At 66.7% G+C, this 21,041-nt stretch carries 23 protein-coding genes; 14 read left to right on the top strand and 9 right to left on the bottom strand.

Features of this window, described 5'->3' with window-relative positions; translation table 11 throughout:
• The first annotated feature begins 51 nt into the window (after positions 1–51).
• Complete coding sequence (locus ACIBK2_RS04720; protein WP_396963659.1) at positions 52–564, top strand: hypothetical protein; 513 nt, start codon at positions 52–54, stop codon at positions 562–564.
• A gap of 56 nt (positions 565–620) precedes the next feature.
• The gene (locus tag ACIBK2_RS04715; protein ID WP_396963657.1) at positions 621–866 is read left to right on the top strand and encodes a CDGSH iron-sulfur domain-containing protein; all 246 of its coding nucleotides are present in this window, start codon (positions 621–623) and stop codon (positions 864–866) included.
• Positions 867–868: 2 nt separating this feature from the next.
• Here the strand turns inward: ACIBK2_RS04715 and ACIBK2_RS04710 are convergent, their stop codons facing one another.
• A complete protein-coding gene (locus ACIBK2_RS04710; RefSeq protein WP_396963655.1) occupies positions 869–1,873 on the bottom strand; it encodes an iron-containing redox enzyme family protein in 1,005 nt (334 codons plus the stop codon).
• Positions 1,874–1,964: 91 nt separating this feature from the next.
• Positions 1,965–2,723 (bottom strand): DeoR/GlpR family DNA-binding transcription regulator, encoded by a 759-nt coding sequence (locus ACIBK2_RS04705; RefSeq protein ID WP_396963653.1) that lies wholly within the window; start codon positions 2,721–2,723, stop codon positions 1,965–1,967.
• Between the two features lie 74 nt (positions 2,724–2,797).
• On the opposite strand from ACIBK2_RS04705, the gene ACIBK2_RS04700 reads away from it, so the two are divergent.
• Both ACIBK2_RS04700 and ACIBK2_RS04695 read left to right on the top strand, forming a co-directional pair.
• Positions 2,798–4,009, top strand: coding sequence for an MFS transporter (locus ACIBK2_RS04700; RefSeq protein WP_396963651.1), 1,212 nt, complete (start codon positions 2,798–2,800; stop codon positions 4,007–4,009).
• 105 nt (positions 4,010–4,114) lie between these two features.
• Entirely contained in the window at positions 4,115–4,999 is an 885-nt protein-coding gene (locus tag ACIBK2_RS04695; protein WP_396963649.1) for an SDR family NAD(P)-dependent oxidoreductase, read from the top strand.
• A gap of 10 nt (positions 5,000–5,009) precedes the next feature.
• Here the strand turns inward: ACIBK2_RS04695 and murJ are convergent, their stop codons facing one another.
• Complete coding sequence (murJ, locus tag ACIBK2_RS04690) at positions 5,010–6,704, bottom strand: murein biosynthesis integral membrane protein MurJ (RefSeq protein ID WP_396963647.1); 1,695 nt, start codon at positions 6,702–6,704, stop codon at positions 5,010–5,012.
• Between the two features lie 282 nt (positions 6,705–6,986).
• On the opposite strand from murJ, the gene ACIBK2_RS04685 reads away from it, so the two are divergent.
• Positions 6,987–7,190, top strand: coding sequence for a cold-shock protein (locus tag ACIBK2_RS04685; RefSeq protein ID WP_107655522.1), 204 nt, complete (start codon positions 6,987–6,989; stop codon positions 7,188–7,190).
• A 63-nt stretch (positions 7,191–7,253) separates the two neighbouring features.
• Here the strand turns inward: ACIBK2_RS04685 and ACIBK2_RS04680 are convergent, their stop codons facing one another.
• Positions 7,254–8,072 carry an SDR family oxidoreductase gene (locus ACIBK2_RS04680; RefSeq protein WP_396963644.1) on the bottom strand — a complete coding sequence of 273 codons (819 nt, stop codon included), beginning with the start codon at positions 8,070–8,072 and terminating at the stop codon, positions 7,254–7,256.
• Positions 8,073–8,322: 250 nt separating this feature from the next.
• On the opposite strand from ACIBK2_RS04680, the gene ACIBK2_RS04675 reads away from it, so the two are divergent.
• Positions 8,323–8,517, top strand: coding sequence for a hypothetical protein (locus tag ACIBK2_RS04675; protein WP_357390193.1), 195 nt, complete (start codon positions 8,323–8,325; stop codon positions 8,515–8,517).
• Positions 8,518–8,673: 156 nt separating this feature from the next.
• Positions 8,674–10,068 (top strand): amidase, encoded by a 1,395-nt coding sequence (locus ACIBK2_RS04670; RefSeq protein ID WP_396963641.1) that lies wholly within the window; start codon positions 8,674–8,676, stop codon positions 10,066–10,068.
• A gap of 1 nt (position 10,069) precedes the next feature.
• On the opposite strand, the gene ACIBK2_RS04665 is transcribed toward ACIBK2_RS04670, so the two are convergent.
• Positions 10,070–12,121, bottom strand: a complete 2,052-nt coding sequence (locus ACIBK2_RS04665) for a phosphocholine-specific phospholipase C (protein ID WP_396963639.1) — start codon at positions 12,119–12,121, stop codon at positions 10,070–10,072.
• A gap of 221 nt (positions 12,122–12,342) precedes the next feature.
• Here ACIBK2_RS04665 and ACIBK2_RS04660 point away from each other — a divergent pair, with 221 nt between their 5' ends.
• Positions 12,343–12,582 carry a helix-turn-helix domain-containing protein gene (locus ACIBK2_RS04660; protein ID WP_396963637.1) on the top strand — a complete coding sequence of 80 codons (240 nt, stop codon included), beginning with the start codon at positions 12,343–12,345 and terminating at the stop codon, positions 12,580–12,582.
• 135 nt (positions 12,583–12,717) lie between these two features.
• Complete coding sequence (locus ACIBK2_RS04655) at positions 12,718–13,212, top strand: GyrI-like domain-containing protein (protein WP_396963635.1); 495 nt, start codon at positions 12,718–12,720, stop codon at positions 13,210–13,212.
• A 4-nt stretch (positions 13,213–13,216) separates the two neighbouring features.
• On the opposite strand, the gene ACIBK2_RS04650 is transcribed toward ACIBK2_RS04655, so the two are convergent.
• Positions 13,217–14,044 (bottom strand): LLM class F420-dependent oxidoreductase, encoded by an 828-nt coding sequence (locus ACIBK2_RS04650; RefSeq protein WP_396963633.1) that lies wholly within the window; start codon positions 14,042–14,044, stop codon positions 13,217–13,219.
• 326 nt (positions 14,045–14,370) lie between these two features.
• Here ACIBK2_RS04650 and ACIBK2_RS04645 point away from each other — a divergent pair, with 326 nt between their 5' ends.
• Both ACIBK2_RS04645 and ACIBK2_RS04640 read left to right on the top strand, forming a co-directional pair.
• Entirely contained in the window at positions 14,371–15,090 is a 720-nt protein-coding gene (locus ACIBK2_RS04645; RefSeq protein WP_396963631.1) for a LuxR C-terminal-related transcriptional regulator, read from the top strand.
• 156 nt (positions 15,091–15,246) lie between these two features.
• Complete coding sequence (locus ACIBK2_RS04640; RefSeq protein WP_396963629.1) at positions 15,247–15,579, top strand: hypothetical protein; 333 nt, start codon at positions 15,247–15,249, stop codon at positions 15,577–15,579.
• Positions 15,580–15,649: 70 nt separating this feature from the next.
• Here ACIBK2_RS04640 and ACIBK2_RS04635 read toward each other — a convergent pair whose 3' ends face one another.
• A complete protein-coding gene (locus ACIBK2_RS04635) occupies positions 15,650–15,985 on the bottom strand; it encodes an Lsr2 family protein (protein ID WP_396963627.1) in 336 nt (111 codons plus the stop codon).
• A 117-nt stretch (positions 15,986–16,102) separates the two neighbouring features.
• Here ACIBK2_RS04635 and ACIBK2_RS04630 point away from each other — a divergent pair, with 117 nt between their 5' ends.
• Positions 16,103–17,179: a threonine aldolase family protein gene (locus tag ACIBK2_RS04630; protein WP_396963625.1), complete on the top strand. Its 1,077-nt coding sequence runs from the start codon at positions 16,103–16,105 to the stop codon at positions 17,177–17,179.
• 4 nt (positions 17,180–17,183) lie between these two features.
• On the opposite strand, the gene ACIBK2_RS04625 is transcribed toward ACIBK2_RS04630, so the two are convergent.
• Positions 17,184–17,657 (bottom strand): DoxX family protein, encoded by a 474-nt coding sequence (locus ACIBK2_RS04625; protein ID WP_396963623.1) that lies wholly within the window; start codon positions 17,655–17,657, stop codon positions 17,184–17,186.
• A gap of 202 nt (positions 17,658–17,859) precedes the next feature.
• On the opposite strand from ACIBK2_RS04625, the gene ACIBK2_RS04620 reads away from it, so the two are divergent.
• Entirely contained in the window at positions 17,860–18,462 is a 603-nt protein-coding gene (locus ACIBK2_RS04620) for a GNAT family N-acetyltransferase (protein ID WP_396963621.1), read from the top strand.
• Between the two features lie 46 nt (positions 18,463–18,508).
• Positions 18,509–19,249 carry a DJ-1/PfpI family protein gene (locus ACIBK2_RS04615; protein WP_396963619.1) on the top strand — a complete coding sequence of 247 codons (741 nt, stop codon included), beginning with the start codon at positions 18,509–18,511 and terminating at the stop codon, positions 19,247–19,249.
• A 19-nt stretch (positions 19,250–19,268) separates the two neighbouring features.
• On the opposite strand, the gene ACIBK2_RS04610 is transcribed toward ACIBK2_RS04615, so the two are convergent.
• Positions 19,269–20,993, bottom strand: coding sequence for an FAD-dependent oxidoreductase (locus tag ACIBK2_RS04610; RefSeq protein WP_396963617.1), 1,725 nt, complete (start codon positions 20,991–20,993; stop codon positions 19,269–19,271).
• Positions 20,994–21,041 lie beyond the last annotated feature (48 nt).

The raw sequence follows: 21,041 nt of genomic DNA, 5'->3' as shown, positions 1-21,041 counted from the left end.
CGCATGGCTATCCTGACCTGGTTCAAGGCTTGATGATCAAGGTGGGTAGATATGCGGAGTAGGGACATTGAGCTGGCGGCTCGATGGTGGCAGTGGGCCTCGGCGATTCCCACCGCCACGAATCCGGTCAGCGACGAAACCGGAAAGTTCGCGGACGTCGACCAGTCCGCGGATGTCTGGTTCCTCGCCGGCACGTTCGGCGGCAAGGTGAGCCGGAAATGCTCCGTGCCGTATGGTCGCCCGATCTTCTTCCCCGCCTTCAATTACCTGCAGCGCGCGTCGCTGTTCGGCAGGCGCGTTCCGGTGGTGCCGACGGCGAGCGGTCACGCGGAACTCAACGGCGTCTCCCTGCCGCTGCGCGAAGTCGCCAACCGCAGCCCGTTCCTCATCGATGCGCATCCCGATGGACCGTTCGGCCCACCCGGCCGCTACCGGGCGAATGCCTGGGGCCTGTGGTGCAGCCTGGACGAGCTCAGCCGCGGCGACTACATCCTCACCCTCGGCGGCGAGTACGAGCCGGGCGGGTTCTGGACCGAGGTCACCTACGACCTCGAAGTTGTGTGAGGTAGTCGCAGGTTTCGTACCGCGCCCGGGGGTATCCGAGGCGTAGGAGGTGCGACATGCGAGCAAACCGAGACGACCCGTCGAAGACGGCGAACGAAGACGGGTCGGACATCGATCGGCGCCGCATCACCCTCGCCTCGGACGGTCCCGCGCTCATCGAAGGTCCGGTCGAGTTGGTGCGCCCGGACGGAACCGTGGTGTGCTCGGACCGTTTCCTCGTCGCGGTGTGTATGTGCCGGCGCAGCAAGAACTTTCCGTTCTGCGACACCAGCCATCGCAAGCGGTCGCGGCGGACGGACTGAGCTCAGCGCAATGAGCTGCGGCCCGCCCGCCAGCTGCCGAGCACGTGGTCGGTGAACCGATCCTCCAGCAGGTTCGTCACCTGGATGCCGAAGACCACGGACTCGGTGAGTGCGGGTTCGCGCGCGAGCAAACCCGCGATGACGTCGTGCCGCATCACCTGTTCGTGCACGGCGTCGGCCTCCACGTGTTCGGTGTAGAACAGTCGGCATTGCGCTGGTGCATCGAACTTGTCGAGTGCGGCGCCCATTCGGCGGGCAGCGGGCGAGGAGGTGATCTCGGCGGTGGCGAGCTGGCCGACCAGTGCGCCGCGCAGGTCTCGGTGTAATCCGAAGAGCGACATCATGTTCACGAGGGCGAGCATCGGCGCAGGTACCACGTCGACATAGTGCAGGTAGCCGTCGTCCAGCCCGGCGGCGGTGAGTAGATCGGCATACAGGCGCGCATGCATTCGGTCGCCGCGACCGCCGCCGAACTCGTCGTATTCGACCGCGACCAGCGACGCTTTCTCCTGCCCGAACAGGCGTGGGATCACCCAGGCATGGGGATCGCCCTCTTTGTGGTGATAGATCGAGCGCTGTACGAAGTACTCGCGCAGCTGCCACCACTCGCCCTCGTCGTGCAGATACTGCGCGACATCGTTCGGTTCGATCGGCTCGACCAGCAGCTCCGCCAGCTCCTGCGTCACGTCGTCGCCACCCTTGACGTCGTTGCGCAATGCTTGGCGGAACAACCGCTCCATGTTTCCGCGCAGCCGAAGCAGTTCCGGGTCCCACTCCCACCCGGGATCGACGGCCTCGAAGCCGTGATAGTGCAGTTCGTAGCAGGTGTGCAGCGCCAGTTGCAGGTCGTCACCGTACGGATCGGCCGCACCGATCTCCGGGAACCGGGTCTGTGCGGACGGTGCCGCCAGCAGGATTTCGATGACCGCTGCGGAGAGTTCGCCGCGCGGTTCGGGGAGCGCAATCGATCCGCTCGTCATCAGGCGTGGTGCTCGGAGGTCTGTCATCGATGGTCACGCTCCCTTCACGCCCCGCATACCCGCTGCCAGACGCACCAACCCGGTTGCGACGTTGCTCACCTGGCGGGATCGTGCCTGTTCAGACCCGTCGTACGGTGACGCCCTCGGCTTCGAGCGCGGCGATGTCGTCGGGCGTGGCGGACGCGTCGGTGACGACGGCGTGCAGCGCGGCGGCCGGGGCGGCGAAGGCGAGGGCGGTGCGGGAGAGTTTCGCGGCTTCCGCGACAGCGATGACTCGGCGGGATGAGGCGATCGCTGCGCGTTTGATGGCGGCGTCGTCGAGGTCGTAGGCGGTGAGTCCGTCGGTCGCGTTCAGTCCGCAGCAGCCGAGTACCGCGGTGTCGAAACGCAAGGCGGACAACGAGGCCAGGGTCAGTGGACCGGTCAACGCCAGCTCGCCAGGGCGTGGCTTGCCGCCGGGGACCAACAGGGTGAGCAGCGGTGCGCCGGTGAGTGCGTTCACCGCGTGCAGTGACAGGGGGAGCACGGTCAGGCGGCGGTGTTCGAGTGCGCGGGCCACCTCGAGGCAGGTGGTGCCGCTGTCGAGGACGACCGACTCGCCATCGGCGATCAGCCCGGCGACCTCGGCGGCGATGCGTCGCTTGATCTCCAGTCCCTCGTGGGCGCGCATGCCGAAGGGTGGTTCGTCGCCGCGCAGCAGCAGGGTGCGCGCGCCGCCGCGGTAGCGCTCCAGGACGCCCTGACCGGCCAGGGTCTCGAGGTCGCGCCGGATGGTCATCTCCGAGGCGCCGGTGCGTTCGGCTAGTTCCGCTACTCCGAGCTGGCCTGCTTCGCGCACGGCATCGGCGATCTGCTTCAGTCGGTCTACGCTCGCCACACCCGCAATAGAACATCTTTTGTGTTTGAAAGTCAATGTTTCGAACATCGAATCTGTCCGATATGTTCGGAAGCATGCACAGTTCGTTGCGGGCCGCTCGACTGGCCACGTTCGCCTATTTCGCGTTGAACGGCTTTCTGATCGGGATGTGGGTCGTGCATATCCCGGCCGTCGAGCGTCGGGTCGGGATCGGTCATCCGACGCTCGGCTGGCTGTTGTTGCTGCTCGGCGCGGGTGCGTTCGTCGGCATGCGGCTGGTGGGTCCGTTGTCCGATCGGTTCGGCGCGCGCCTCGTCGTTCCGGTCGGCGGGGCGCTGTGTGCGGCCGCGGTCGTGCTGCCCGGGTTGTCCGCGAGTGTCTGGACGCTCGGGGTTTCGCTGCTCGTGCTCGGCTTTGGGAACGGCTGCTTGGACGTTGCGATGAACGCGCACGCCGTCCAGGTCGAGCACGGTTATCAGCGGTCGGTCATGTCCGCATTCCACGCCACCTATTCGCTCGGCGGTGTCCTCGCGGCGCTGGTCGGTGCGCGCACGCTCAGTTGGGGTTGGAGCCCGGCGACCGCGCTCGGTATGGCGGCGCTGCTCGGTCTGGTCGTCGCGGCGCTGGGCGCGCCCGCGTTGCTGCGGCCCGAAAAACCGCATCCTGCTGAGGGTTTCGAGAAAGGGACGCGGCAGGCGACACCGCGACGCATCTGGTTGCTTGCCGGAATCGCGCTGCTGCTGATGCTGTGCGAAGGCGTCGCCAACGATTGGAGCGCGCTGCACCTGCGCGATGTGCTCACGGCACCGGCTGCCACCGCGGCCTTGGCCTATGGCGCTTTTGCCACCGCGATGACCGTCGGCCGGCTGGTCGCCGACCGGGTCGCGACCCGCTTCGGGCCGGTGGCCATCCTCCGCTACGGGGCGGGGGTGGGGGCGCTCGGCCTGACGATCGCCGCGCTGTCCCCGTGGGTTCCGCTTGCGCTGGTCGGCTGGACCGTGTTCGGCGCCGGACTGTCCGGATGTGTCCCGCAGCTGTTCAGTGCCGCGGGCCACACGGACCGAAATGCCGCGGGCGCCAACGTCGCTCGCGTCGCCGGGCTCGGCTACCTCGGTGTGCTCGCCGGGCCCGCGATCATCGGACCGCTGACCCACCTGGCTCCGCTGAACATCGTCCTCCTGCTGCCCGTGGCATTCTGTGTCGTCGCCGCGGGTGCAGCCAGCGTGCTACGCCCACAGTCTTCCTCGACTGCCACACCGGCCACGCAATCCGGCAGTGCCGACGGTCGTGGTGCGCTACGGTCGTGACCATCGCTGTTATCTGTAACTCGTGGTGACTCATTCCCGTTCGGCCACAACGATCATGCCGACCAGCCGCGTCGTCGCCACTGGATCACGAAGGGCTGATTTCCCATGGGCAGCAACGACATCGACGTGACCGGCAAACGGATCGTCATCACCGGCGCCACCAACGGCATCGGCAAGGAGATCGCGCGGGCGCTGGCTCGGCGCGGCGCGAACCTGACACTGGTGGCCCGCAACGACACCAAAGCGGCGGCGACCGCTGCGGAACTCGAATCAGAACCAGGCGCGCAGGGCCGCCCCGATATCGTCAACGGCGATCTGTCCGACCTCGCCTCGGTCCGGCGCGCGGGCGAGGAGATCCGTAATCGCTACGCCAGCATCGACGTGCTCATCAACAACGCGGGCATTCACGCGCTGTTCGCGCGCACGACCGTGGACGGCTTCGAATCCATGACGGCGACAAACCATCTCGGGCCGTTCCTGCTGACCAACCTGCTGCTGGATCAACTCATCGCCGCCGCACCGTCCCGAATCGTCATCACCGCCTCCGAGGCCCACCGCAACGGCGGCCGCCCCGACCTCGACCATCTCGGCGAGCCACGCAATTTCGGACCGATCGGCTCCTTTCGCGCCTACGGACAGTCCAAATTGATGAACATCCTGTTCACCCAGGAACTCGCCCGGCGACTCGACGGCACCGGCGTCACCGTGAACAGCTTCTGCCCGGGTGCCAACGCCACCGGCCTCATCAGCGACGACCGCCTCATCTCGGTCCCGTTGAAGGCGCTGGCGCGTACCCGGATTATCAGACGACCTGAGGTGGGCGCCCGCACCGGCATCGATCTGAGCACCGATCCGAAGCTGGAAACCACGACAGGCCAATTCATTACCTCGACGCCCGGCCTGCATCTGCTCCCTCCCGTTGCATCCCGTCGTGACACCGACTACCAGCACAGCCTGTGGCTCCGCAGTGCCGAACTGGTCGGCCTATAACGGACTTCGGTCAGGCGGCGAGCAACGCGCGGGCATTGCGCACCTCCGGTATTCCGATTGCCTTGGCGGCCAAGAGGAATGCCGTGACACCGATCAGCGTCCCCGCCGCGAGCGTGACGAGGTGTTCGACGCCCGGATCGGGCACCAGGTGGCGGGTGATGGCCATGATCGCCAGGCAGGCCCAGCCCGCGGTGGCGGTGGCCCAGATGACGCGCGTGAATGTCACTGCGACGTCGGAGAATCCGAGCAGGCCGTAGCGGCGGCGCAGCAGCGCGTATCCCATGATCGCGCCGACCACGTAGGACAGCGAGCTGGAGACGCTGAGCATCACCACGACGACATGGTCGGGAAAGACGTTGACGGAGAAGGCGACCACGGCGACCTTCGTGGCCACCATGGCGACGTTGATGATGGTCGGCGTGCGAGTGTTGTTGTTCGCGTAGAAGACTCGCATCTGCAGCATCACCAGCGCGAACGGCGCCAAGCCGAACGCGGACGATGCGATCGCCGTGCCGATCAATCCGGCCGCGTGCGCGTCCACGCGACCGGTGAATACGACGGCGGCCAGCACCGGGCCGAGCAGGCCCATGGCCATGGTCATCGGTACCAGCGCGACGGTGAGATAGCGTGCGCCGCGCCCGAGATCGGCGATCACGGCGGCCTGATCGCCCGCCGCGGCCGACCGGGAGATGCGCGGCATCAGCACCGTCAGCAGCGAGGCGGCGAGGATGCCGTACGGAACTTGGAACAGCAGATCCGCATAGGTGTAGATGGATACTCCGTTGTGGGAGAACGCGACTCGCATCGTCACGGCGACACCCACCTGGCTGATCGCGGCGTAGGTCAGGATCCATCCGAGCACGGGCATACCCGCGCGCACCGGACGCCAGGTGTACGGGAACGGCCGAACCCGCCATTTCCACTGGAACCCATTGCGGCGCAACGCGAAAACGACCCACACGGCCTGCCCGACGATTCCTAGGGTGGTGCCGATCCCGATCGTGAGCACCTGCGCGGACGTCATCGAGGTAGGCGTCAGCGTGACCGGCCCGGGCAGCAGTACGAAGATCCCGCACGTCAGCAACACGATCACGTTGTTGACGACCGGTGCCCATGCGGCCGCGGCGAAGCTGTCGCGGACATTGAGCACGGCCGTCAGCAAGACGGTCACGCCGTAGAAAAAGATCTCTGGCAGTAGGAGATAGGCGAACAAGGTGGTGAGCTGCCGCTGATCGGAATCGCCCACGAAAACACGCACGATCAGCGGCGCGCAGAGCACGGTGACCACCGTGACCGCGCCGAGCCCGAGCACCGCGGCCACCATCACTCGTTGGGTGAACTCCCGAGAGTGCTTGCGCCCGTGCCTTCTTGCTCTAGTCAGCAGGGGCACAACGGCACTGGCGAACACGCTGCCGAGCAGCAACTCGTAGACCATGTTCGGCAAGTTGTTCGCCCCGGTGTAGGCGTCGCCGACCGCCGCGGTGCCGAGCAACGCCGCCAGCAGGATCGTGCGGGTGAACCCGGTCAATCGGCTCACCACACCGGCCAACGCGACGTGACCACCGGCCCGCGCGAGCGCACCGCCCGACGAACGCCGCCCACCCGGCTGCATCCCTTTCAGCTGGGGCGTTTCCCGGCTGGCCGCTGGCTGCCAGTTCGTCCCCAGTGGCAGCGGTTGCGTCGGTAAATTGCCGTAGTCCGTCATGGTCCCCTTGCTTGCGCTAGTCGATGGCAGCTCGGATGCCGTCCCCCTGGACAGGCCTTCGCCATGCTGCCAGAGGGCCTGAACACGCTGGTGTACAACGTGATTGGGCACGCTGTGGGTCGAGAGTGGGTGGAGCTCGGTGGGCCGCGCGAGTGTCGGTTAGCTCACATAGTTGGACATTTCGTAGGGATTGCCAGCGATCTGTGACATGGTGGTCCAGTGAGATCAAGCTTATCGACGTGATTCGTTTGGCTCATCTACAGAAAAGAAGAAGTAAAAGTAATGGCTCAAGGCAGTGTGAAGTGGTTCAACAGCGAAAAGGGCTTCGGCTTTATCGCTCAAGATGGTGGCGGCGCTGACGTGTTCGTTCACTACTCCGCCGTGTCCGGCTCGGGATTCAAGTCCCTTGAAGAAGGACAGCGCGTGGAGTTCGAGGTCGGACAGGGACAGAAGGGGCCGCAGGCCCAGGACGTCCGCGCTATCTGATCGACATAGCGTGAAAGAGCCCCGCACCCTTTGGGTGCGGGGCTCTTGCGTTGTCCGGGACCGTCAATTCCCTTGCGCGGCAGCGGAGATCGGCTGCCACCTACGCCACAGCTCGAGCCGGGACTCGTAGTCCCTGGTGGCCATCGCGAGCGGCGCCTCGCCGAGGAAGATCCGCAACGGCGGCTCATCCGCGTCGACCACGGCCAGAATCGCGTCGCGGGTAGCGGCCGGGTCACCGCTGCGTACTGCCGAACGCTGCGCGTTCCGCGCTTCCCTTGCCGAGTCGTACGCCGGATTCGGGGTGGCATGCTTCGACGACGGGCCGGCCCAATCGGTGCCGAACCCGCCGGGCTCGACCAGCGTCACGTGCACACCGAACGGCGCGACCTCCTGCGACAGCGACTGCGAGAACCCCTCCAGCGCCCACTTCGACGCGTGGTAAGCGCCCAGGTTCCGGAACGCGGAGATACCGCCGATGCTGGAGACCTGGATGATGTGGCCGCTGCCCTGCTCGCGCAGAATCGGCACCGCCGCCTGCGTCACCCACAGCGCGCCGAACACGTTGGTCTCGAATTGCGCCCGCAACTCTGCTTCGGTGAGCTCCTCGATCATGCCGAACTGCCCGTAGCCCGCGTTGTTGATGACCACATCGAGCCGCCCGAACCGGTCGACCGTCTGCTGTACCGCGGCGAAATCGCCCGCCCGGTCGGTGACGTCGAGCCGGATCGGCTGAAAGGTGTTGGGGTACTTGGCGACCAGGTCGTCGAGCGTGCTCAGGTCGCGCGCCGTGCCTGCGACACTGTCGCCGCGCTCCAGCGCGGCCAGTGCCCATTCGCGGCCGAATCCTCGGGAAACACCGGTGATGAACCAAACTTTGCTCATGCCTTCGCCTCGCTGGCGCTCGGCTCCGGCATGCGCAAAGCGCGCTGGCACATGATTCGCTCTCTTCGTTCGCTCATGCAACAACCGTAGTCACCTGGAGTGCACTCCAAGCAAGCATTATGGTGCGAATTTCCCGCTGAGTGAAGCAGTCCACGCGATTCGCGTCCGCGCCGCGTGACGCGCCGGTATCGTCCCTGACCTGAGGCTAAGCCCCCTGCTCAGACCCGTTTTCTCCGTCGAGGAGGTCGCAATGCGGCGACGCATCTCACTCCACTCGCTGTGGCGCCACGTGCTGGGCGGCCTGATCCTGTGCGGCGCGTGCGTCGGCGGATCGGCCCGCTGCTACGTCGAGTGGGAGCGCGAAAACCCGGTCGACCGACCGTCGACGGACTGCTGGGACTGGTCCGTGCCGCACCAGTGGTACGACACGGCGCATCGCCACTGAGATCACCGCCGTCATGCGGCCGAGCCGCTCCGGTGGAAGAATCTTGTTGTCCCGGTGGCTGTCTCGCTGAGTACGCCAACACGCCGTTCGCCAGTGCGCAGAGTGCCGTGTCTCGGCGTCCACGCGCGGGGACGGTAGCGCGCGAGAGGAGTCTCCATGACCGACCCCGCCGACCTACCTGCCACCGCCTTACTGGCGGGCTACCGCGATCGGACGCTCACGCCGGTCGAGGTCATCGATGCGGTGCTGACGCGGATCGAGCAGTGGGAACCGCAGCTCAACGCCCTCTACATCCGCTACGCCGAGCAGGCCCGCGCCGAGGCGGTCGCGAGCACCGAGCGCTGGCGGCGCGGGGAACCGGCGGGCGCACTCGACGGCATCCCGCTCACTGTGAAGGAGAACATCGCCACGGCGGGTTGTCCGACGCCGCTCGGTAGCGCGGCCACGGATCTCGCGCCAGCGATAGCGAACAGTCCCACTGCCGACCGGATCCGCGAGGCGGCAGGCATCTTGGTCGGCAAGACCACGATGCCCGACTACGGAATGTCGTCCAGCGGTCTGTCGAGTTTCCATGGCATCACCCGCAATCCGTGGAATCTCGCCCGCAATCCGGGCGGCTCGAGCTCCGGCGCGGGCGCGGCGGCCGCGGCAGGCTATGGACCGATCCACTACGGCACCGATATCGGCGGGTCGATCCGGCTGCCCGCGAGCTGGTGCGGCGTGGTCGGCTTCAAGCCGAGCTTCGGGCGCATCCCTGTCGTTCCGCCATACCTCGGCCGCACCATCGGACCGCTGACCAGGACGGTGGCCGACGCGGCGCTCGCGACGGCGGCGGTGGCGATACCGGACCGCCGCGATCACACCGCCGCCCCGGAACTCCCCACCGATTGGGCGGCCGCGGCCAGGCCGCTCGCGCTCTCCGGCGTCCGGATCGGCCTGATGTCCGAGGCAGGCACCGGGTGGCCGGTGGAGCCGATGGTCAGCGCGGCGATCAGCGGGGTCGCCGAACTGCTGGAATCCTTGGGCGCCCAGGTCGAAAAGGTCGAGCCGATCATGACCGACGAAATGCTCGCCGGGCTGAACGATTTCTGGCGGGTCCGGCTGTGGTCCGACGTCCGATCGTTGCCCGAGGCGCGCAGCGAGCAGATCCTGCCGTACATCCACGAATGGATCGCCGGTGCCGAAAAATTGAGCGGTGCAGCGGTTTTCGACGGCTACTCGCAGTTCGACGCCATGTCCATCGCCGCCGACCGCAGGCTCGACACGGTCGACTTCCTCGTCTCGCCGACCTCCCCGGTCACGGCGTGGCCGATGGAACAGACCGCGCCGGACGGCGACCCGACGCTGCCGTTCCGGCACATCGGATTCACGGTCCCCTTCAACGCGGGCGGACATCCGGCGATCTCGATGAACTGCGGCCAGGCCGCCGACGGCACCGCGATCGGCGTCCAATTGATCGGCCGCCGATTCGACGATGTCCGGCTGCTGCAGCTGGCCGCAGCGTTCGAGGAGGCGCGACCGGAACAGGCACCCTGGCCGGTCGCGCCATAGCTCAACCGGTGACGCTCGGCTGACCGTTCTCGATGTGGCCACGGAAGTGGCGCTGGTAGGTCGTGTCGATGTCGACGGTCAGCGACAGGTCGTACCAGCCCTTGCCGTAGCTGAGCGCGTTCCAGGTGTCAGTGGTGGTTTTTCCCGGTGCGATCTTGTAGGTCCACGGGCCGTCGGTGCGGTAGCTGTTCGCTTTTACCGTGACGACGGCGGGTGCCGTGCCCTTGTTCGTCATCGACAGCTGCAGTTTGTTGTCGGTGGAATAGGAGGCGGTCACTTCGAGCGGGGACGTCGAGGTGCCCGTCATCCGCCAGAGGAAACGGTTCGGGCCGTGGATGGCGATGCCGTATTTCTTGTCGGGATAGCTCTGCACGTTCCAGGTATCGGAGACCGTGGCCCCCGATTTCACGTCGTAGCGCCACGGTCCATCGGTTCGCCCGTCGTTCCGGTACGCCGCCAATTGAATATCGGCGGAGCCGGTGTTCCGGAAGGTGGTGGTCAGCGCGCCACCGGCTGCCAGTGTTGCGTTCGCCACGGGGGCGTAGGGCAGGGGACGGGCGGGCCTGGTGCCCGCTTCCTGCTCCGGCGGGTGCTGGCTACCGGTGGCGGGCGGTGCGGGCCGGGGCAGTTTGCTCTGGGTCGCATCCGCTTGGGCCCGAAGGGCATTGGCGTCGGGCAGCGTCGGCACCGTGGTGTTGGCCTTGCCGAAATCGAAGCAGCCGGTCAGGTCACCGCAGATGGAGCGGCGCCAGGCGGAGATGTTGGGTTCGTTGACGCCGGTCCACTTCTCCAGGAAGCGGATCACCGAAGTGTGGTCGTGCACTTGCGAATTCACCCAGCCGCCGCGGCTCCACGGCGAGATCACCAGCATGGGCACCCGCGGGCCGAGGCCGATGGGCTGGCCGTTGACGTACTCGCCCGGCGTGCCAGGCGGTGCCATCGGCGGCGGCACATGGTCGAAGAAGCCGTCGTTCTCGTCGAAGTTGATCAGCAGGGCGGTCGAGTTCCACAGGTTCTGATTGCCCCACAACGCTTTCAGCACGGCCTGGGTGTAGGCGGCACCGTCGACCGGGCGGGCGGCCGGGTGCTCGGAGTAGCCGTAGGGGGCCACCACCCAGGAGACCTGGGGGAGGCGGTTACCGGCGCAGTCGGCGATGAAGTCGGCGAGGACGTGGTCGACCTTCTTGCCCTGCCCGGAGTCGGGCTTCCAGTTCCCGGCACCGAATACCTTTGCCCGTGAGGAGAGTTCGGTGTTCTTCGGATCGTGATAGGCGTCGAACAGCCACAGCGGGTTGTCGCCGTAGTCGCCGACGAAGGGGTGGCCGCCGTCGTCGCCCACCTCGTCGTTGGCGTAGACCTTCCAGCTGATCCCCTTGTCCAGCAAGCGTTCCGGGTAGGTGGTCCAGCGATAGACGGGCTTGTAGTCGGCCGGGTTGCTGATCGCCGGACCGCCGTATTGTCCTGCGGCATCGATGGTTCCGGTCCAGTGATAGAGCCGGTTGGGTGTGGTCGGACCGAGGACCGAACAGTAGTAGTGGTCGCAGACGGTGAACGCGTCGGCGAGGGCGCGATGGAACGGGATGTCGGCCTCGGTGAAATAGCCCATGGCCATCTCGCCTTTCGCCGCCGTCCAGCCGTCGCTCCAGCCGCCGCGCACCGCGCGATGCTGGTCGTCCCAGCCGTGCGGCAGATCGCCGAGGTCTTGGCCGTCGACCACCTTGGTGTCGACGTGGAAGGGCAGCAGGTAGCCGCCGTCGGATCGGCCCGGATCCGGCTGGTAGTAGACGTTGCGGCCGTCCGCCTTGACCACGGCGCTCGCGTCCGCGAGCCCGCGCACCCCGCGCATCGTGCCGAAATAGTGGTCGAACGAGCGGTTCTCCTGCATCAGGATCACCACATGTTCGACATCGCTCAAGGTGCCCTTGCGGCTCGGCGCCGCGAGGGATTCGGCCATGCCGGCGGGCAACAACTGCAGCCCACCACCCAATGCCGCCGCGCCGAGCGCCCCACCGATGAATCGTCGCCTTGGAAAACCAGAATCTACGTCGGGCACAGCATTCCTCTCGAGACGACATATAGCTGACGTGCAGAGTGAAAATGTTCGCTTGCTATAACCATCTGCGATGTTTTCGCTCGGAGGCAACTGGGCAATGAACATCCCGCAACTGGGAACCGAACTGGCGGGAGCCAGGCAGTACAGGTGATCGAATCGGTCCGCAGCGGTCGGGTCCGGCCCGGCCTATTCGGACAGAGTTGACGTCGAAGGGAGGCCCGATGATCTCGGCACTCAACCGGCTCGTCGACCTGGTCGAGCAGCACCTCACCGAGGAGCTCGACGTCAGCGGATTGGCAAAGGCGCTCGGCACCACCGAATACCACCTCCGGCGGATGTTCTCGTCGTTGGCCGGTATGCCGCTGTCGGAGTACGTGCGCAGACGACGGATGACCGTCGCCGCCGCGGACGTCGTGCGCAGCGCCGACGATCTGCTGAGCATCGCCGTCCGATACGGCTAAGGCTCGACCGAGGCGTTCGGGCGGGCGTTCCGGGCGGTGCACGGCGCCGGTCCCGGTGACGTCCGGCGCGACGGCGGCCCCCTTCGCACACAACCGCACGTCAGGTTTCGCCTGACTGTCGAAGGGAGCAAACCCATGGACACCCGCATCATCGAGCGACCCGCGTTCCGGCTCATCGGCCACGCGGCCCGGGTTCCACTCATCCACCAGGGCATCAATCCGCACATCCAGCAGCACATCACCGCGCTGCCGCAGGAGGAGCATCTGCGGCTGAAGGCGCTGGGAGATGTTGAACCCGAGGGCCTGCTGCAGGTCTGCGACGACCTCGATCCGGACGGCACCGAGGGCAGCGAATTGACCTATTTGCACGGAGTCGCCGTCTCCCGGGATACGCCCGTCGCCGACGACCTCGACGCCATCGAGGTACCGACCGGGACCTGGGCGGTCTTCCGCACCGCCGGGCCTTATCCGCAGTCGCTGCAGCAGGTGTGGGCCGCGACCGCGACCGAGTGGTTCCCGGCCAATCCGTGGCGGTCGCGGCCTGGTCCGGCAATTGTCACGGTGCTCGAACGCACGGACGACTTCAGTACCGCGACGTGTGAGCTGTGGCTACCCGTCGAACCCGCGTAACCGGTTACCGGGCAGAAAGGTAGCTATCGGCGACCTTCGCGAATTCGTCCAGCTTTTCCAGGGTTTCCGATTCGGGGAGGGTTGGCAGGGAGAGGGTGAGGCGCTGGACGCCGGCCTCGGCGTAGGCGTCGAAGATCGCCGGGTCCGGTGCGGCGCCGACTACCGAGATCGGCAGGTCGTTGCCGTCGAGTTCGGCCAGCTGGGCCGGTATCGCGGCGGGGTCGGCGAGGGCGAGCGGGATCCAGCCGACGCCGTGCCGGATCGCGCGCTGTGCGGCGGCCGCGCCGCCACCGACGAAGATCGGCGGGTGCGGCTGCTGCACGGGCTTGGGCCAGGCGTAGATCGGGTCGAAATCGATGAAGCGGCCGTGGTATTCGGCGAGGTCCTTGGTCCAGATCTCGCGGATGGCGGCGATCTGCTCGTCGAGCAGTGCGCCGCGGGTGCGCGGATCGGTGCCGTGATTGGCCATCTCCTCGCGATTCCAGCCCGCGCCGACACCGAACAGCAAGCGGCCGTTGGAAATTCGGTCCAGCGTCGCGGCCTGCTTGGCGGTGTGGATGATGTCGCGCTGGATCAACAGCGTGACGCCGGTGCCGACGATCAGCGTCTGGGTGACGGCCGCGACGGCGGCGAGGGTGACGAACGGATCCTCCGTGCGGTAATAGAACCGCGGCAGGTCGCCGCCGGCCGGGTAGGGGGTTTCCCGGCTCGCGGGAATGTGCGAATGCTCGGCCAGCAGTAGCGACTCGAACCCCCGCTCCTCCAGTGCTACACCGAGCTTCGGACCGCTGATGCCTTCGTCGGTAACGAAGGTGTTGATTCCGATCTTCATGTGCTGAGCAACTGTCGATCTGCCGCCGGATATTCCGGTCCGAGGGACTTGACGTGGCGAGTCAGCGCAGCTGCATTGTTCTCACCTTTCGTCAGGTTTCCAGCAGCCAGCATGGGCCGGTGGTCGGCCATCGGACAGGGCGTACGGCCCTACCTCGGTCGGGAACCTTTCCCGAACGGCTGGGAAGTCGGCCGCACTGCCGAGGTTCGGTCAGCGGTCCGGAATCTTCCCATTCGTCCCTGGTCAGAGGATTCTCAGCGGGATAGCCGTCGGGTGCGATGCGCGAATCCTGCGGCCTCGAAACCAGGACTGTGCCAGGGGGTTTGATGAGTGCGCTGCCGAAGCCTGTTCCCCAGCGGCGAACCTTCGGGGAGCTTTCGGTCATCGACGGTATCGGCGCGATGTTGACCGGGACGCACCCGCTGACCGTGGTGCTCGCCGATGACCACGCGGTGGTCCGGGCCGGGCTGCGGTCGCTGCTCACCTCCGTCGACTGGATCACCGTGGTCGCCGAGACGGGCTGCGACGGCGCGCTGCGCGAGGCGGTGCTGAACCGGCCGGACGTGCTGATCCTCGGCCAGTGGCGACAACCCGAAAGCGGTGCCGTCATCAGCGAATTGGCGCGTTGTGCGCCGGGCGTCGCGGTATTGGTGTTCAGCGTCGCCGAGGACGACGAGTCGGTATTCGCCGCGATCCGGGCAGGCGCGGGCGGTTACCTGCGCAATGCCGCAGACCGCGACGACCTGCTGCGCGCGATTTGCGCGGTCTCCGCAGGCTGGGTGGTGCTCAGCCCGCACATCGCCGGCAGGCTCGCCACCATGCTGGCCACCCCCAACCGGCACACCCGCCCGTTCCCGGAGCTGACCACCCGCGAATTCGACGTGCTCACCCTGGTCGCCGCTGGACTGCCGAATGCCGCCATCGCAGCCGAACTCAACTTGGCGCCCAAAACAATCAGCAACTACCTGTCCCGCATCTTCACCAAACTGGGTGTCGCAGACCGCGCCAACGCAATCGTCCGCGCCAGAGACGCGGGCCTGGGGTGAGTACTCGACCGGCGCGGGCGGCGTTGCCGGCTGTCGGTTGTTCGACCGACATGCGTACCTGCGGTATGTATTCCGGTGTAGAGTTCAACTACTTTCCTCGGGTCCCGAAGCGCGGCTCGCTGCGTATTGGTGCCGTCTCTGGAGTTGTGCATGCCGATGAGTAGCGATAAGACCGATTTGCGCTCGGCGCGCAAACGTTCCGAATACCGGCCGATTACGGCCGCGCCCAGCCTGGGCAGCGGGTCGGGCAAGCTGGAACCGGATCTGGTGTGGCAGTGGGTGAAGTCCATGACGGCCAGTCGGGTCACCGCGCAGCGGCTCGGCGGGGAATTCCCGACGGTGTCGCCGAATGTGATCCAGGCCGCCGTCGCGCAGGCTCGCGCCGAACTACACCCGCTTCTGGCCGACTCGCTCACCGAAATGACCGAATTGCTTGCGCGCGAACGAATCCGGCGCGTTACCCGCGCGGTGAACGGTCGACGGAGCTGAGAAAGCCGCGGGCTCGGCAGGGCAGATCCAGGTCTGCACGGCCGAGCCCGACTCGGCGCTTCTGGTGGAGTTACATGCTCGCCTTCTTGTAGGCGTCCACCACCTCGGCCGAAATCCGCCCGCGGCTCGATACATCAATACCCTTCTGGCGTGCCCATTCACGGATGACACCCGTCTGCTCCCGCCCGGCCGACGGCTGCGAGCGAGTGCTCGTACCGCGCGGCGCGCGACCGACCTTGCGGGCGGTCGGCGTCCACTCCGCGAAAATGCCGCGGAGTTGCTTGGCGTTCAATGCCGACAGATCCATCTCGTAGGCCACGCCGTCCAAGGTGAAGTGCACTGTTTCTTCGGCCTGGGACTTGCCGTCATAGTCGTCGACCAGTGTCACAACGACCTTGCGTGCCATGGAGTTTCCCCTTCGTAGATGCTCGAATGTGTAGAAGCGACAATCGTAGACCTTCCGAACAACGCGTGGACTTCGCGGTATCCGGGTACGAACAATCGAACTGATAGGAACCTCTCTGTGGCCGACACGCCGACGACCGACGCCGTCCGTAGGCACGACCCCGCCGTGCGCGGATTCGCCAGCGACAACAACGCTGGGATACACCCCGAGGTGCTCGCCGCGCTGGCGCTGGCCAACGGCGGTCACCAGATCGCCTACGGCGGGGACGATTACACCGCCCACCTCCAAGACGTCTTCGCCGGGCACTTCGGCGAGCGCGCGACGGCCTATCCGGTCTTCAACGGCACCGGCGCAAATGTCGTTGCGCTGCAGGCCCTGCTGCCGCGGTGGGGTGCGGTGATCGCGGCCGAATCCGCGCATATCACCATGGACGAATGCGGTGCGCCGGAGAAACTCGCCGGAATCAAGATTCACACCGTGCCGACCCCGGACGGCAAATTGACCCCCGAACTGATCGACCGCCAGGCCTACGGGTGGGGTGACGAACATCGCGCCCAGCCGTTGGCCGTGTCGATCACGCAGAGCACCGAACTCGGCACCGTGTACACCGCCGACGAGATCCGCGCGATCTGCGAGCACGCCCACGAGCGCGGCATGCTCGTGCACGTCGACGGCTCCCGGCTGGCCAACGCGGCCGCCTCGCTCGGCGTGCCGTTGCGCGAGATCACCACGGATGTGGGGGTGGATGTGCTGTCGTTCGGCGGCACCAAAAATGGTCTGCTGCTTGGTGAGTGCGTCGTCGTGCTCAACCCGGATGCCGTCCGCGACCTCGTCTACCTGCGCAAGATGTCGATGCAGCTGGCCTCGAAGATGCGTTTCGTCTCGGTGCAGTTCGAGGCGCTGCTCGGTGGTGATCTCTGGCTGCGCGGCGCCGCGCACGCCAACGCCATGGCCAAGCGGCTCGAGGCGGTCGTGCGCGGCATCGATGGGGTGCGGCTGGTGCGTCCGGTCCAGGCCAACGCGGTCTTCGCGATCCTGCCGCGCCCGGTGACCGAGCGGCTGCAGAAGCGGTATCGGTTCTACCTCTGGGACGAGCACACCGGCGAGGTCCGCTGGATGTGTGCGTTCGACACCACCGAGGACGATATCGACGGTTTCGCCGAGGCGATCGCCGGCGAGATGAGCCGGGGCTGAGCGCCTAGCTGCGGGTGGGCGCGACGTCGGCTGGGGCGGTGCGCCGCTGAGCGTGGCTGGGCAACAGGGCGTCCAGCGCGAAGGCGCCGGGGCCGAGGATGGCGACGAGGAAGAACGACCAGCAGAACATCACGGCCGCCTCGCCGCCATTCTGGATCGGCAAGATACCGCTCTTGAGGTGCACGAACAGGAACGCGTACGCCATCGACCCCGAGCAGATCAGCGCGGCGATCCTGGTGCCGATGCCGAGCGTGACGAGCCCGCCCGCGACGAGTTGGATCAGCGACGCCCACCAACTCGGCCAGCTGCCGATCGCCGCGACATGGCCACCGTGCGGCGCGACCGGCCAGGCGAACAGCCCGGAAAGCCCGTGGATGGTGAACGAGAGGCCGACGAGAATACGAAACAAGCCGAGCACCACCGCACCACGACCACCCGGCGCGGGCCCGGCGTTCGGTTCGGAAGACAACAGATGCATGACACAACCTCGAATCCGGAGGGTTTCGGATGATCGGAAGCGCCACCCGTATTCATGACTACGATCCGCAGCGGCGAATTGTTCAGCAACTGGCGACCGAGGCTATCCTTAGCTAACGGGGTCCCCACTTGGTTCGCTGCCCTCGGGTACACCCGTTCTGAGGTCTACATGGGTTGTACCGGCGTCGCTATAGTCGGAAATCGTGCTGCACCCGGACTATCCGATCGTTACCGAGCGACTCCTGCTTCGCCCCGCGACCGCGGCGGATACCGACGCCATGTTCGCCTACAAATCGCAGCCGGATGTGTGCCGGTATCTGCCGTATGAGCCGATGTCCCGCGAGACGGTGGCCGAGCGCATCGCGGGGGTGTGGGGCAGGACTGAACTGACCGAGGTGGGGCAGGGGCTCTATCTGTGTGTCGAGGAGAAGGCGTCCGGCCGGTTGCTCGGCGACGTCGTCCTGTTCTGGCGTAACGCCGAAAACCGTACCGGTGAAATCGGATACGTGTTCTCGCCCGATGCCGTGGGTCATGGCTACGCGACCGAGGCGGCCAGTGTGCTGCTGCGGTTGGGCTTCGAAGGACTGTCGCTGCACCGGATCATCGCCAATCTCGACCCGCGTAACCACGCCTCCGCCCGCGTCCTGGAGCGGCTCGGGATGCGTCGCGAGGCGCTGCACCTGCAAGACCTGTGGTTCAAGGGCGAGTGGGGCGACACCTTGATCTATGCGATGTTGGAACAGGAATGGCGTGGCCAGAGTGTGCGGCAGCTGGAGTCGGACTCGCTGACAACGTCGGCTGACTGACTCTGCTCGTCGACGGTCGGGGCGGGACGGGATTACCGTGGCGAGTGTGCAGATTGCGATTGTGCTTTACCCGGGGATGACCGCGCTCGACGCGATCGGGGCGTACGAAGTGCTGCGGTGGGTCCCGGACTCGCGGATTCGATTCGTCTGGCACGAGACCGGCCCGATCGTTGTCGACAGCGGTGTGCTCGCCTTGGGCGTGACGCACACCTTTGAGGAGACACCGGCACCGGACATCGTCCTGGTGCCCGGCGGTATGCCGTTGGCGGTTGCCACCGACGCGACGTTGCACGCGTGGCTGCGCAAGGTCGACAAGACGACCACGTGGACCACCTCGGTGTGCAGCGGGGCGACCGTGCTCGCCGCCGCGGGCCTGCTCGACGGTCGCTCCGCCACCACCCATTGGATGGTCCAATCGGGTTTGGCGGCGCTCGGCGCGAAGCCGATGCGAGACCAGCGCGTCGTCCAGGACGGGAAATACGTCACCGCCGCCGGTGTCTCCGCGGGAATCGACATGGCGCTGTGGTTGCTCGGCGAAATCGCCGGCCAGGAGCGCGCCGAGACCGCCCAGCTCCTAATGGAATACGACCCGAAGCCACCCTTCGACGCGGGCCATCCGAGCAAGGTGTCCGACGCCTTCCGCCGCAAAGCGATGGTCGAGATTGCCCGCTACGGTGCCGACTCCGCGGACGCAGGCATGCTCGTCGGTGAAACGATCGCCGTACCGAAACTGTTGTGGCAGCAGACGATCAGGCGTATCCGTGCTCGCTGGAGCAAGTCGACCTAGGGCGAAACGGGGTCGGCGGTCAGCGCCGATGGATCTCGATCGCGGCGCGGACGCCGCTTTCCAGGGCGCCCTCGATCCAGGCGGTGTTGAGGCTGGTGTGGTCGCCGGCGAAATGTACTCGGCCCTCGACTGATCGGGTCGCGATGTGGTGTTCGTGGAGCTGGCCGGGGGTCGGGATGGCGGCCTCGCCGAGGGCGTAGCGGGCGCGGACCCAGCTCTGGGTGAGGCCGACGCCGGTGAATTCGGAATCGACTCGTGCGCCGAATAGTTCGCGCATGCCGGCCAGCGCGAAGTGGATGCGTTCGCCCTCGGTGAGGGAATCCCAGCGCATCGCTTCGTCGGCGAACGTGTAGGAGGCGAGCACCACGCCGCCGTCGGAGCCCTCGACGTGCGACGGGAAGTAGAGGGAGCGGTTCGGGGCGTCGGTGACGCAGCGGCCGCCGCGGAAACCGGTCGGGCCCTGCTCCCAGAAGCGACTCTTGAACTCCAGTAACACTTTTGTGGCCGCGTCGTGGTGCATTTCGATGATGGCGCGGCGCTTGTCGTAGGACAGTGGCGGGTCGAAGGTGCAGAACCTGGCCGCGGTGAGTGGTATGGCCACGATCGCGTAGTCGGCGTCGAAGGATTCGGCCGGACCGGTCGGTTGACCGTCGGAGGCTTCGTCGCCGGTCTCGCCGGTGGTCCAGATCCGCACGCCGTGGTCGGTCTGTTCCAGCCGGGTCATCCGCTTGCTCATCAGGATGGCCGGTCCGAGTCGCTTGGCCATGGCATCGGGGAGCGATGCCATGCCGCCCGCCAGCTCCCAGTAGGTGGCATCGGACGGGATCATGGTGTGGTCGACGAGCGGGAAGATGACGCTGTGTCGTACTCGGGCGGTGACACTTTCGAGGGTGCCGACGGCCTCGATGCGTTCCTTGGGCCAGCCCTGCTCCATGAGATAGCCGCGCAGGGAATGGTTTTCGTAGGCGGACAGCAGTTCGGTCCAGCCCTCGACTCGGCGTTCGATCGACTCGCTCTGCAGCACTTCGGCTTTACGCAGCGCGGTATCGAGGGCCGCGCTGCTGGACGTCGTCAGCCGGCAGCCGAAGCCCGCATGCACCGCACCTGGGTTCGCGGTGTATTCGGCTCGGGTGACGGTGGTTCCGTTGACTCTGATCAGGCCGCGCCCGGCCGCGGGGGGAGGCACGTACTGCTGCTTCGGCCCGTTGGACCACTCCTCGCCGGTGCAGGAGCGGTAGTACACGGGAGGTGTTGGCGGCGTGCGGGTTTCCGCGAGCACGTCGGAGCTGTAGAACGGCCTGCGCCGCACACCGAGCTTGTCCGCGAGCGCCAGCGCCATCGGGTGCACGCTGGACAACCGCATCGCCCCGGCCTCGGCGTAGAGGGCGGGATCGGTGAAGACGCCGCGAAAGGTCTTGACCCGCCCGCCCGTTCGACTCCCGTTGGCCTCCAGCACCGTCACCTGATGTCCGGCATCGGCGAGCAGGTTCGCGGCGCTCAGCCCGGCCGGACCGGCCCCGACGACCACGATCTTCTTGCGCTCTGCGGACGCGGGCAGGCCGGTATCGATGAGGACCTTCAGATACGACAGCGTGAGGTCGGCACCGTTCTCGTCGACTCCCAGTAGCTCTCGGGCCAGCAGTTCGCTGCGATCGCGCGAACGATCGTCGGTGGTGGCCGGGGCGCACCCCGTCGCCGCGATCGCGCCGGAGGCGACGGCCCCGGCGGCCAACGTGCCGAGCAAGCGACGCCGAGAAACCCTGCTGTCCGAAATTCCCGAAACCTCCCGAAA

Origin of the sequence: Nocardia sp. NPDC050175 (assembly GCF_044459885.1) — a bacterium.
In the GTDB taxonomy this organism is placed as follows: domain Bacteria; phylum Actinomycetota; class Actinomycetes; order Mycobacteriales; family Mycobacteriaceae; genus Nocardia.
Note: the sequence above shows the minus strand (reverse complement) of the source record. Positions and strands in the feature narration are given on the sequence as shown.